Below are 13,334 nucleotides of genomic sequence, written 5' to 3'. Positions count from 1 at the left end.
GTTATAATAAATAGAAAGTAAGTGTATATATGTTTAAAAATTTATTAAGTATTAAAAATTATGTCTTATTTCTTATTAATATGACATTACTTGGTATGGCATTGGCGATTACAGTGCCATTCTTTGTGCTTTATGCGACACAGGAACTGGGTATGACACGTGGTCTGTACGGTGTAATGATGGCATTATTCGCACTTGCTGGTTTTGGTGTTAATACAATTGTTGCCAGATTCTCTGATAGAGCAGGATTTAGTAGAAAATACATGATAATGTTCAGTTTAGCGATGGCATCAGTTGCATTTAGTATGTATTATTTCGTAGCAAATCCTTATCTATTTATTGCATTATACGTATTCTTTGGTGGAATGGCAGCGCCAGCAATGCCTCAAATGTATGCATCGGCGAGAGAGAGTATTAATGCCTCGGCATCAAGCAAAAATGCAGTATTCGCCAATACCGTACTTAGATCAATGTTTAGCTTTGGATTTCTTTTCGGTCCACTTGTTGGCACAGTCTTACTGAAACACTTTGGATTTGGAGGCATATTTGGTGGTACAGTGATTATATACTGGATTGTACTTGTAACATTCCTAATATTCTTTCATGAAGTAAAACCAGAGAAGATTGTCTACAATTCAAATAGAGTAGAACCAGTTGCCCCGAATTTACTGAAAGATATGTATTTATTGATACCTTTCTTAGCATTTGTATTTTTGCATGTAGGACAATGGATGTATACGTTAAATATGCCATTATTCGTAACAGAGTATATTAAAGAAGATGAAGCAAATGTCGGATATTTAGCGAGTTTGTGTGCAGGACTTGAAGTACCGTTTATGATTATTCTTGGTATATTAGCAAGTAGATTTCAGACAAGGACATTATTGATGATTGGTGCAGTTGCTGGTGGTGCCTATTACTTCTCGATCGGAGTATTTGATAATGTAACAGCAATGTTAATCGGCCAGGTATTGCTTGCGTTCTTCCTGGCGATATTACTTGGATTAGGAATTAGCTATTTTCAGGATATTCTACCTGACTTCCCGGGTTATGCATCTACATTGTTCTCAAACGCGATGATCGTCGGGCAATTAGTTGGTAATCTTTTAGGCGGCGTTATGAGTGGTATTGTTGGATTAGGTAACGTTTTCTTTGTATCAGCATCATTCATGTTGCTTGCATTTATTTTATTAATATTCACTAAACCTGTAAAAATGGAGGATTTAGGATGACATTCATACTATGGACATTAGTTATATTAGCTTTTTTATCAGCATTTGTAGCATTAGTGATGCCGATGATACCTGGTATACTGATGATGTGGATTGGCTTTTTCATCTATCATTTCGCGATTAACAATAATGAACTATCATGGTTCTTCTGGATAGCGATGGCGACACTTACGATTATCACTTTACTAAGTGATTATGTATTAGGAAGCCGCTTTGTTAAGAAGTATGGTGGAAGTAAGGAGGGAGAGCTTACGGCAGCAATCGGTATTATACTCGGTAGTTTCTTCTTCCCACCATTCGGTATTATCATCATACCGTTTGTTGCAGTATTCATTGTAGAACTACTGATTCAGCAGGATTTTAAACGTGCAATGGATGCGAGTATCGGATCGTTATTAGGATTCCTTACAAGCACGGTGGCTAAGTTTATCATTTTAATTATTATGATTATATGGTTTATATTTGATATCATCATTTAAAAAAATCATCCCAAAGCATGAACTTTGGGATGATTTTTTTATCTTATAAAAGCAACTTCCTTATCGTTTCGGGAAGCATTAAATAATAATTTATAGAGCAGGTAAAACGCTATTCCGATACTGATGTTAACATACCATGGGATATGAACAACTGGTCCGATGTGTATTAAATCTGGTAAGAACATCGAAACGAGGAATGGAATAACCATCACAATCCATAACACAAAAAATATTATAATTTTTTGTCCTCTTGTTTCATCTTCCTTAAAAGCGCTAAGTTGTAAATATTTGAAGATACCGAAAATGATTGCACCGATAACAAGTGAAGTTATAAGATTAGCACTTAATTCACTACCGAGATAAATCGCATTGTCTCTGTGTAACAGATTTACGATGATAAAATCAGCGATACCTGAAATACCTCTAAATATTGCAAATAGTAGAAATAACATTGAAGCACCGAACATCCACATATTACGCTTCGATTCTTTTGGAATCTCAGCAACTAAATCTTTAGCAAATTGTTCTGGATCATGGCCGAAGAATTCTTCGGTTGTTACATCATGCATCTGAGCTTCTAGTAAGTGATCTAATAAATCCATTAAAGTCACTTCTGTAACGCGCTCTGAAATTGATAGATCACAACGTAAATACATTAATACCTGTTCGTAAACTTTTAAATTTTCTGGCGTCAGTTCTTCACGTTTTAAGTTATTTTGTTCGATAATATCTTTTGTTTTCATGACACTCACTCCTAAATGAATTGTTTTTTCGGAAAATATTTCTTCTTGATATGGATAGTTGTAACTATAAAGACAATAGCCAAGGGTAATGATAAATAAAATGGAAAACTAAAATAAGGTCCTTGTTTAACAAAGTTAAAAATAAAATATGTGATTGAATATGATAGAAACAAAGATAACGCTTGGATAATATTTTGAGTCTTCGTTCTATTTTGTGCATTTGAGTCTAAAAATATACTTAGCAAGCTGAAGATTAAGAAAACAAAAACAATTAATAAAGCAGCAAGTACAGGAATTTTAATATGGCGAACGACACTTATCCAACTTAAAAAATCAGCAAACCCGAAAATAACAAATAATATACTGAACATAATAGAAAATGTAAAAGTACCAAATAGTAAAATTGATTTAAAAGATCTTTTAGGTAATTCTATTGAAATATCATCAACAAATTGATCTAAATCTTCGCCAAAAAAAGAATTTGCTGATTTACCATTTCTTTGTGCAATAAGTAAATCATCTAAAATTTCTAATAATAATTCATCCGATTCGTCTTCTGAAAGTGTTACTTTAGTAATCTTATTTGCGATATAATCAAATGCTTTTCTGTTATGAGGTTTCAGTTGATTCACTTTTCTTACGTAATCTATATTCATTTCATTTAAATTTGTCATTTTAGTCCTCCTTAATAGGAAATTTTCTTTTTATAAGTAAATATACAAGTAATTAGAAAAGTAATGCCCAATAAGACAAGGATATATCCAGCAGGTTCAGATAGGTTTTTATCATAACCAAATAAATAAATAAATACTAATTGGTAAAAATATCATTAAAAAATATATTGGTAGCGTCAAAGTTTTTCCTCTATTTGAACTGAAAGTGTTATTCTTCATTAAATAAATGGTTATAAAGATAGCGAGCGTTAACAAAACTATGAATAGTGATATTGAAAGTAAAGACAAATTATAGTTTACAGATACATAGCTGCCAGTAATCCAATACTTTAATTGGCTTAGGAATCCAAAGGGTATCAAGATTGAAGCGATTGTTAGTGTGCTCGTAAACAAGATATACCACAATGGATGTGTGAATTTATTTTTAGGTAATTCTTCAAATAAGTCTTTACTGAATTGTTTTGTATCATTACCAAAGAATTCTTGTGTGGTTAAACCATTATTTTGTGCATCTATTAGATGATCTAGGATATCAGATAAGATATTATCGACTTCACGCTCTTGCAATTTATAATCCATTTTTAATTCATTCCTAACTTTAAGGAATGCTTCTTTGTTATTTGAAGTGAGTTGTTTTAATTTTCTTTGATAAATTATATCCATCTTATTTAGTTTGCTCATGACATTCACTCCTTATTAATCAAATTTGATATTGGTCCTACAATTGCATTCCATTCTTCGACCATGTTTTCAAGTTCTTCTTCACCCTCAGGCGTAATAAAGTAATATTTTCGTTTCGGTCCGACATCACTCGCACGCATTTCACTGGTAATCAAATTTTTCTTTTGTAAACGAAGAAGAACTGGATAGATTGTACCTTCACTAATGTTACCGAGTCCGGAATCGAGCAACTTCTGTGAGAGTTCATAACCATAGACTTCTTTTTCTTTAATAATCGAAAGAACGCATGCATCGAGCAGTCCTTTCAATAACTGAGTGCGCATACTCATATGTTTCACCTCTATTTTGTAATACAAGATAGCGAATCTTTTAAAAGCTACTTTGTATTACCAAGTAGCTTATTTATAATATATTACTTATGGAATGGAATGTCAAATATTGTTTTAAATCATTTGAGTGGGCTGAATTTATGGTATTCAGCCCACTCGAAGTTAAAATTCTATTAAAAATAACTGTGAGTGGGCTAAAAACATCATTTTCAGCCCACTCACACCAATTCATTCAACTATTTTCTTTTTACCATCTTCGCATTACTATTTGCTTTTCCTTGTCGGGTTAGCTTCTTCCATTTATTTCGTTCAGCCTTCATCTTTGCTTCATCATTACGTCGTTCCACAAATGCCAGTTCTCTTAAATATTTATTATATCGTTCAAATCGTTCTTCACTAAGTTCACCTGATGTTATTGCAGCATTTACTGCACATCCTGGTTCATTTGTATGTGTACAATCATTGAATTTACATTGAGATATAAGATCTTCTATATCTTCGAATTCAGTTACTAATCCTATATTTTCACCGGTATTCCAAAGCTGGAATTCGCGCATACCGGGTGTATCGATTAATATTCCTCCATCATCTAGTACAAGGAGTTCACGATGAGTCGTCGTATGTTTTCCTTTATCATCAGTTAATCTGATTTCGCCTGTATCCATAACGTCTTTTCCTAATAAACGATTGATCAACGTAGATTTTCCTACACCACTAGAACCGAGTAAAGTGCCTGTTTTATGTTCTTTTAGATAAGCTCTAATTGCTTCTATATGATTATCACTATCATGTTGCACAAAATACACTGGTACTGTTGGTGCTACATTGCTCAATTCTGCAATTATAATTTCTTTATCGAGTTCTGTAATTAAATCAGCTTTTGTCATAATGATAATTGGTGTTGCACCTGAATCATATGTAGCGATTAAGTAGCGTTCTAATCGATTGGTATTAAAGTTATCGTTACAACTCATCGTAAGAAAGGCATAGTCGATGTTCGTCGCGATTATTTGTGGTTTCGTTTGATTACCTGCAGCATTTCTAATAAATTGCTGTGTCCTAGGTAAGATATGCTGAATAATACCTTTATGTTCATTTGGGAATGGCTTGATCAACACAAAATCTCCGACTGCCGGTACTTCTATAAGATTATGACTGCTAAATTTATCTTTACCGGAGAGCTGAACAAGATATTCACCTTCTTCAGTAATTGCGCGATACATCCCTTTATGTTGAACAGATATTCGTGCTTTAAGTAATTTTTCATCGATAGCGTTTGCTTGTTTCTTTCGTTCTTCGTTATATCCTAATTGAGTCAAAATTTCCATTATATTGCTCCTTTTATATATAAAAATACCCGTGGCGATTATTCGTCACGGGTATACGAGCAATAAATTAGCGAGTAATGTCCATGACGAAATAAAATGTAGCATTTACCAGATTAAATTTCGCCATAAAACATCACTCCTTCCTTTTTTAATATCATATATTAATTTATTATATTGTGTCAATATTACAAATTATATAATTATAATGTGTGGTTCTTTCGTTTTAATGGTATTTCATTAGGAATGAGGGTATATTAAAAGTATTACTAAGAAGGAGGCATTTCAATGTTTCGTATTAAACAGGATTTTATTAATCAATATCGCATGGAAGCAAATACGACAATCGCGTGTTTAAAAGAGTTAACTGATGAGTCTTTAGATCAAGCGGTATCAGAATTAGATCGTACTTTAGGTGAGATTGCATGGCACGTCATTTCAAGTGTCGGAGGTTTTGCCGAACGTGCTGGTTTAAAAGTAGAAGGTGCAACATTTAATTCTGCTAAACCAGAAACGGTTGCTGAAATGGTAAGTGCAGCAGAAGAAATATATAATAATACATTAGCAGCTTACGATGCTTCATTAACAGACGAAAGTTTAATTGAAGATGTTGATTTCTTCGGTCAAAATATGCCGAAAGGTCATCTGCTTTATTCTATGATTGCTCATCAGGCACATCATAGAGGTCAAATGACAGTATTAATGAGACAGGCTGATTTAAGAATCCCGCCAATTTATGGTCCTTCTCGTGATACGCAATAATTTGTTATAAGATTAATTTAAAAGTAGGTAGTCGATTGTAGACTACTTACTTTTTTTAATTTTGATAAACTTTTATGTGATATTGATTCGTTTAGGGGTATAATTATTTATCATTAAAGATAAATAGAGGTGACAAATGGAAAGTTTTATTATTATTTTAAGTCTTGTATTTGCAATCATTGTCTCTACGATTGTTAATTACTATTTTCCGAAGGTACCGTTAGCATTTATCCAAATCATTATCGGGATGCTAATATTCTTAACACCAGTACCTTTACATGTAGAATTTGAACCGGAACTTTTCTTAATGGGCATTATCGCACCACTATTATTTTTAGAAGGCTATCATGTATCAAGATTAACTTTTATTAAATATTTAAAGCCGATCATCTTAATGGCAATGGGACTGGTATTTACAACGGTGATTGGATTAGGTTATATCGTCCACTGGATGATGCCATTTCTACCACTCGCTGCAAGTTTTGCACTCGCTGCAATCATTTGTCCTACTGATGCTGTAGCAGTGCAGGCAATCGCTAAAGGAAAGAAACTTCCTAAAGGATTAATGACTATCCTTGAAGGGGAATCATTACTTAATGATGCTGCTGGTATTTTAAGCTTTAAGATTGCTTTGCTCGCGTTAACAACTGGTGCATTCAGCGTTAGTGAATCTGTCTCACAGTTTTTTATTGCAACTGTAGGTGGTTTACTGATAGGTCTATTTGTCGGTCTATTGTTTGTACAGCTAAGAATTTTCTTAATCAGAAAAGGATTTTTTAATGAATATATCTTTATTTTAATTCAGCTTTTAACACCGTTTATTATTTATGTAATTGCGGAACAAGTTCACGTGTCAGGCGTAATCGCGGCTGTAATTGGTGGTATTGTACACGGTATCGAACGTGATAGGATGAGTCAGGCAACGACGCGTTTACAGATGGGTTATAACAATACGTGGGGATTATTATCAACTGTACTAAATGGATTCGTCTTTACGTTACTTGGTTATTTAATACCTGAAGTGACTACTTCTTTAGTTGAACATGGTAATGAAGATATCTTTTCGACAGTAATGTATATGCTTATTATTGCGCTTCTTGTATACTTCTTTAGATTTATCTGGGTATTTTTCCTATATGATATGTTCTATATTCGAGAAAGTCGTTTTGAACGTATATTAAATCGAGAGAATATTGATCAGAAAGAAGTTCGACCAAATCGCTTTAAGTATGCATTAATTGCAACTGTATGTGGTGTACACGGTACAATCTCTATGGCCATCGCATTGACGATTCCAAGAGAGATTGTTAACGGAGAAGTATTTAATTACAGAGATAATTTATTATTTATCGCAGCAGGTGTTATTGTCATCAGTTTAGTAGTCGCACAAATCTTCCTGCCAATATTGATGCCGAAAGTTGAAGAAGCTGTTGATGAATCAATGCTTAGCTTTAATGATGCACGTATTAAATTAAAAGAATATGGTATTAAATATATTCATGATAATACGACAGAAGAAAATAGTATGATTGCTGGTAATTTAATTCGTCAATATACGATGCAGGTTGGTTTCTATAGTGAAGTGACTGATAGAAATCATAGTCCTAAAGAAATTGATCGCCTGCATGCGATTGCGATGAATGTAGAAATGAAGACTTTAAATGAGATGATTGATTCAAATGAAATTACTCAAAGTTCATTTAATAACTATGTTCAATATATTGAGCGTTCAAAAATATTCCATTCCACAAACTTTTTTAGACGTATGCTGTTTCTATTTAGAATGCACCTCAAACGTAAAGAGTTTGCAAATCGCATTAATCAGGCGAGTTCTTTATCGATAAAGAATAATTTATATGAAATTCAAAAGGTCGCTGCGCGTGTTCATTACAATGTCGTCCAGCGTTTAAGTGAAGAAATGACTTTAGACAATCGTGTGGAAATTGCATTAGTATCAGATAATTATTTAAATAGGGTAAACCAGTTAAAAAGAAATGCAACGAGTGAGACATTAGAAGATGACGAAACGTTATTTGCACTAGATGTATTAAAAGCTGAGAAAGATCTAGTGAATCGTCTGTTAGCTAGAGGAAAGATAACGACAAGTTTAGCAGTAGAACTCAGACAATCGATTAACTATGATGAAATGATGTTACTCGATACATATGAGGATGACTAACATAGAGATAGTGAATACGAAAGAAGCTTCCAGCAAATGCTGGAAGCTTCTTTTAATTATTTAGTGGTGTCTTGCCTTTAAAGTTTACAAGATCATATGCCAGTTTTACATCTTCATCACTCGGGGGTTCAACATCAGATAAAGGATATTGAATACCTAAAGCTTCCCATTTGTGTACCCCAAGTTGGTGATATGGAAGAATTTCAAATTTTTCAACGTTCTCTAATCGATTGATAAATTCGCCGAGTTTCATTAAATCTTCTTTATTGTCTGTTATACCTGGCACAAGTACATGTCTAATCCAGACAGGTTGCTTTCTTTCTGAAAGCATTTGAGCAAATCTTAAAATATGAGTATTCGGTTTTCCTGTAAGTTTCAAATGTTTCTCATTATCAATATGTTTAATATCTAATAGAAATAAATCAGTATTCTTCTGCATTTCATCAAAGTGACGCATAAATGCTGGTGTTTCATTAAAGCAACCTGCTGATGTATCAACACAAGTAGATATGCCATGCTGCTTTAACTTTGCAAATAACTCTTCAAGGAATGGTAACTGCAGTAACGGTTCACCACCACTAACAGTTACGCCACCACCTGAAGCGTTAAAGTAGGGGATGTAAGGAACTACTTCTTCTAAAATTTCATCAGCAGTAACTTCTCTTGAAGGTGCACCGATTTCCCAAGTATCAGGGTTATGACAGAACTGGCAACGCAGGAGGCAACCCTGTGTGAATAATATATAGCGTAAACCAGGTCCGTCTACCGTACCTAAACTTTCTACTGAATGAATATGTCCTTTAATCATTTAAATCCCCGTCCTTTAACTACTTAGTGCATTGTTATATTCTACATTTTTTCGTGGAATGTTCTTGAAATAACGTCTAATTGTTGTTCTCTTGTTAATTTAATAAAGTTTACAGCATATCCTGATACACGGATTGTAAGTTGAGGGTATTCTTCTGGATGTTCCATCGCATCAAGTAAAGTTTCTCTGTTAAATACATTGATGTTTAAGTGGTGACCATGCTGCATTGCATATCCATCTAACACACCAACTAAGTTTTGTTGCTGAGAATCATCTTCTTTACCTAAAGACTTAGGAACGATAGAGAATGTGTTAGAAATACCATCTTTACAGCAGTCATATGGTAATTTTGCAACTGATGATAATGAAGCTAAAGCTCCGTTTTTATCTCTACCGTGCATTGGGTTAGCACCTGGTGCAAATGGTTCTCCTTCTTTACGGCCGTCAGGTGTGTTACCTGTTTTCTTACCATAAACTACGTTTGAAGTGATAGTAAGTACAGACATTGTATGTTCTGAATCACGGTAAGTTTTGTGTTTGCGTAATTTGCTCATAAATGATTCTACTAATTGTACAGCGATATCATCGACACGTGCATCATTGTTACCGTATTGAGGGAATTCTCCTTCAGTTTCAAAGTCAACGACTAATCCTTCTTCGTTACGAATTGTTTTAACTTTAGCGTATTTGATTGCTGATAATGAATCAGCTGCAACTGATAGCCCTGCAATACCTGTAGCCATTGTACGAATAATTTCAGTGTCATGTAAAGCCATTTCAATTCTTTCATAGCTATATTTATCATGCATGTAGTGGATAACGTTTAATGAGTTGATATAAACACCAGCTAACCATTCCATCATTTGATCAAATTGTTTGTATACTTTATCGTAATCTAAAATTTCATCAGTAATAGGAGCGAAGTTTGGTCCCACTTGAGCGCCACTTACTTCGTCAACTCCACCGTTGATAGCATATAATAATGTTTTTGCTAAGTTTGCACGTGCACCGAAGAATTGCATTTGTTTACCAATCTTCATTGCAGATACACAACAAGCAATACCATAGTCGTCGCCATAGCTTTCACGCATTAAATCGTCATTTTCATATTGGATTGAGCTTGTTTTAATACTCATTTTTGCACAATACTTTTTGAAATTTTCAGGTAAGCGGGTAGACCATAATACAGTTAAGTTTGGCTCTGGTGCTGGTCCTAAGTTATCTAATGAATGTAAGAAACGGAAAGAGTTTTTAGTAACTAATGGACGTCCATCAATACCGACACCAGCGATTGATTCAGTTACCCAAGTAGGGTCACCAGAGAATAATGCGTTGTAATCTGGTGTACGCGCAAATTTAACTAAACGTAATTTCATAATGAAGTGGTCGATGATTTCCTGTACTTCGATTTCTGAAATTGTACCAGCTTTTAAATCGCGTTCTGCATAAATATCTAAGAATGTAGATACACGACCTAGACTCATTGCAGCACCGTTTTGTTCTTTAATTGCTGCTAAGTATGCTAAGTAAGTCCATTGAACAGCTTCTTTAAAGTTTTCAGCTGGACGAGAAATATCAAATCCATAAATATTACCTAATACTTTTAATTCATTTAATGCACGATATTGTTCAGAAACTTCTTCACGTAAACGAATAATGTCTTCTGACATTACTGATGATAAGTTATTGAAGTCTTTTTGTTTTTCATTCATTAAGAAATCTACACCATATAATGCAACACGGCGGTAGTCACCAATAATACGTCCACGTCCGTAAGCATCTGGAAGACCTGTAATGACACCAGCTTTTCGACAAGCTAACATTTCTTTTGAATAAGCATCGAATACACCAGCATTGTGTGTTTTACGGTAATCTGTAAATATTTTTTCAGTTTCTTTATCTAATTCATAGCCATATGCTTCACAAGCAGCTTTTGCCATACGAATACCACCAAATGGTTGCATAGAGCGTTTGAAAGGTTTTTCAGTTTGAACACCGACAATTGTTTCAAGATCTTTATTTAAATAACCTGCGTCATGCGATGTGATCGTAGAAGGTATTTTTGTATCCATATCCCACATACCACCACGTTCACGTTCTTCTTTCGTTAACTGCATAACTTGATCCCATAATGTCTTCGTTGCTTCAGTTGGCCCAGCTAAAAACTCATCTTTACCGTCATATAAAGTGTAGTTTAATTGGATAAATTCGCGAACGTCGATTCTTTTGTTCCATTTACCAGTTTTAAAACCTTCCCAGGCATGTGTTTTTTTAGTTTCTTCTTTAAACATATTAATCCCTCCAAATTTCCATTATGTTAATTACTTCACAATACTATTATAACAACTTTACGTGAAAAGAATCACATTAATTTTGAAAACGGTTGATTTTTTATAAAATATTGATTTAAAGCTTTTTATCTGTAATGGTACACATTAGTTTTTAGAATTTTGTATATATAACAGTTAAGATTTATAGCTTTTGACGTGCAATAATATTGAAGTTTAGTGTGGAGTTAACAAACATATCCATGTACAATAATAAAGGTGAAATAACATGAGAAAATTATCATTAACTGAAACAAATAAGATAAAAGAAATTGCAGCATTACATGAAAATATCCCATCAGCTTATGATTCATCATATAAGGTAACACCTGTTGATATAGCATTGCGATATGAATCAATTCAATTACTGATGAAGCATAAGCATGATCAGATAACAGTCATAGAACAAAACAACAAAATCTGTGCATATATTTGGTATGCAATAGATGATGAAATACATATTAAATCTACTTATGTTTATCCGGAATATCGTAATCAAGGATACGCGATACAACTCAAGTATTATGTTGAAACAATCGCAAGGGAACAACACATTGGTATTATATACAGTGATGTTGATACGAGAAATTTTGCGATGAAACAGTTAAATAAGAGACTAGATTATCAATTTAAAGAGGATAGTAATCGAATGATAAAAATAATAGAGGTGCAAAATGATTAGAACGCTTTATATTGATGAAATGAATACGTTGCATGTTTGTGATTCACCCTATGATATAGAAGTAACGCCGAAATGGTTGTGGGTGGATATGAGTGAGCCTACAAAAGAAGAGAATCTACTACTAAGTCAGTTTTTTCACTTTCATCCATTATCTATTGAAGATGCAACGACCGTTAAGCAACGCCCGAAATATAAAGAATATGATGATTATTTATTTTTCGTCTTTCATGCAATTGACTTGCGTACGATGAAACCCGAAGAAATTGATATCTTTATTAATTCAACGCTCATTGTGACCTATCATAAAGAAGCTTCTGAAGAGGTGGATAAAGTCTGGCATACGATGCTAAACAAAAAACCGAATGAAAAGGTTACGACAAATGAAGTGATGTATAAAACGCTTGACGCCATCGTCGATAACTATTTCCCGTTCGTATATGACTTAGAAGACAAAGTATTCTCGTTTGAAGATAGACACTCAGTAGATATATCAACTGAGAACTTAATAGATGAAACGTTTGATTTGAGAGAAGATCTATTATTGATAAGACGTACAGTATTGCCGATGCGCGACTTAGTATATCGACTATTAGAAGGCAAAGTATTGGCATTAAGTAAGAAACAGAAAATATTTTTACATCATATTAATGACCATTTAATTAAGCAGGTAGAGATGATTGAATCTTCCCGTGAGATGACAGCGGATATTCGTGATAATTATATCTCACTGAACTCTTTTAGAATGAATAATATCATGAAAATTTTAACGATATATTCAGTAATTTTTATGCCACTGACTTTAATTGCAGGAATTTACGGGATGAACTTTGATGTCATGCCTGAATTGCACTGGAAATACGGATATTTGGCAGTATGGATTGTGATGATTGCTATTACGGTTGGAATGATAGGCTATTTCCGAATAAAGAAGTGGTTTTAATATAAAAACCAATAGAGTTGATGAAATTCAACTTTATTGGTTTTTTTATTTGATTATTAATTTTTATAAATCTAAAAAATATTGGATATAACCAATAAATTTCAATTTCATTATTTATATTGTGTAAAGTCTTGAAGAATTCAATCGGCAGTAGATTTTAATAAAATAATAGC

At 33.5% G+C, this 13,334-nt stretch carries 13 protein-coding genes; 6 read left to right on the top strand and 7 right to left on the bottom strand.

The window, feature by feature from the left end; all coding sequences use genetic code 11:
* The first annotated feature begins 29 nt into the window (after nucleotides 1-29).
* Together BFS35_RS08890 and BFS35_RS08885 are read left to right on the top strand one after the other, a co-directional pair.
* A complete protein-coding gene (locus BFS35_RS08890) occupies nucleotides 30-1,232 on the top strand; it encodes a sugar efflux transporter (protein WP_099580159.1) in 1,203 nt (400 codons plus the stop codon).
* Complete coding sequence (locus BFS35_RS08885; protein ID WP_099580161.1) at nucleotides 1,229-1,711, top strand: DUF456 domain-containing protein; 483 nt, start codon at nucleotides 1,229-1,231, stop codon at nucleotides 1,709-1,711. Before BFS35_RS08890 ends, BFS35_RS08885 begins: the two co-directional genes overlap by 4 nt.
* A 38-nt stretch (nucleotides 1,712-1,749) precedes the next feature.
* Here the strand turns inward: BFS35_RS08885 and BFS35_RS08880 are convergent, their stop codons facing one another.
* The 5 genes from BFS35_RS08880 to rsgA form a co-directional block, all read right to left on the bottom strand.
* On the bottom strand, nucleotides 1,750-2,454 hold the full coding sequence (locus BFS35_RS08880; RefSeq protein ID WP_099580163.1) for a DUF1129 family protein: 705 nt from the start codon (nucleotides 2,452-2,454) through the stop codon (nucleotides 1,750-1,752).
* An 11-nt stretch (nucleotides 2,455-2,465) separates the two neighbouring features.
* Entirely contained in the window at nucleotides 2,466-3,128 is a 663-nt protein-coding gene (locus BFS35_RS08875; protein WP_099580165.1) for a DUF1129 family protein, read from the bottom strand.
* Nucleotides 3,129-3,239: 111 nt separating this feature from the next.
* Nucleotides 3,240-3,809 carry a DUF1129 family protein gene (locus tag BFS35_RS08870; protein ID WP_099580167.1) on the bottom strand — a complete coding sequence of 190 codons (570 nt, stop codon included), beginning with the start codon at nucleotides 3,807-3,809 and terminating at the stop codon, nucleotides 3,240-3,242.
* A 5-nt stretch (nucleotides 3,810-3,814) separates the two neighbouring features.
* Nucleotides 3,815-4,138, bottom strand: coding sequence for a PadR family transcriptional regulator (locus BFS35_RS08865; protein WP_099580169.1), 324 nt, complete (start codon nucleotides 4,136-4,138; stop codon nucleotides 3,815-3,817).
* Nucleotides 4,139-4,374: 236 nt separating this feature from the next.
* Nucleotides 4,375-5,466: a ribosome small subunit-dependent GTPase A gene (gene rsgA / locus BFS35_RS08860; protein WP_099580171.1), complete on the bottom strand. Its 1,092-nt coding sequence runs from the start codon at nucleotides 5,464-5,466 to the stop codon at nucleotides 4,375-4,377.
* Nucleotides 5,467-5,751: 285 nt separating this feature from the next.
* On the opposite strand from rsgA, the gene BFS35_RS08855 reads away from it, so the two are divergent.
* Both BFS35_RS08855 and BFS35_RS08850 read left to right on the top strand, forming a co-directional pair.
* Nucleotides 5,752-6,225, top strand: coding sequence for a DinB family protein (locus BFS35_RS08855; RefSeq protein WP_099580173.1), 474 nt, complete (start codon nucleotides 5,752-5,754; stop codon nucleotides 6,223-6,225).
* A 136-nt stretch (nucleotides 6,226-6,361) separates the two neighbouring features.
* Nucleotides 6,362-8,404, top strand: a complete 2,043-nt coding sequence (locus tag BFS35_RS08850) for a Na+/H+ antiporter (RefSeq protein ID WP_099580175.1) — start codon at nucleotides 6,362-6,364, stop codon at nucleotides 8,402-8,404.
* Between the two features lie 52 nt (nucleotides 8,405-8,456).
* Here BFS35_RS08850 and pflA read toward each other — a convergent pair whose 3' ends face one another.
* Both pflA and pflB read right to left on the bottom strand, forming a co-directional pair.
* Nucleotides 8,457-9,212, bottom strand: coding sequence for a pyruvate formate-lyase-activating protein (gene pflA / locus BFS35_RS08845; protein WP_099580177.1), 756 nt, complete (start codon nucleotides 9,210-9,212; stop codon nucleotides 8,457-8,459).
* Between the two features lie 41 nt (nucleotides 9,213-9,253).
* The gene (pflB, locus tag BFS35_RS08840; protein ID WP_099580179.1) at nucleotides 9,254-11,503 is read right to left on the bottom strand and encodes a formate C-acetyltransferase; all 2,250 of its coding nucleotides are present in this window, start codon (nucleotides 11,501-11,503) and stop codon (nucleotides 9,254-9,256) included.
* Nucleotides 11,504-11,768: 265 nt separating this feature from the next.
* On the opposite strand from pflB, the gene BFS35_RS08835 reads away from it, so the two are divergent.
* Complete coding sequence (locus tag BFS35_RS08835; protein WP_099580181.1) at nucleotides 11,769-12,221, top strand: GNAT family N-acetyltransferase; 453 nt, start codon at nucleotides 11,769-11,771, stop codon at nucleotides 12,219-12,221.
* A complete protein-coding gene (gene corA / locus BFS35_RS08830; RefSeq protein ID WP_099580183.1) occupies nucleotides 12,214-13,161 on the top strand; it encodes a magnesium/cobalt transporter CorA in 948 nt (315 codons plus the stop codon). The genes BFS35_RS08835 and corA overlap by 8 nt, the downstream gene beginning before the upstream one ends.
* The last annotated feature ends 173 nt before the right edge of the window (nucleotides 13,162-13,334 follow it).

The sequence above is a fragment of the Macrococcoides goetzii genome (assembly GCF_002742385.2).
In the GTDB taxonomy this organism is placed as follows: Bacteria; Bacillota; Bacilli; order Staphylococcales; family Staphylococcaceae; genus Macrococcoides; species Macrococcoides goetzii.
This window is presented reverse-complemented; position numbering and strand designations above follow the sequence as displayed.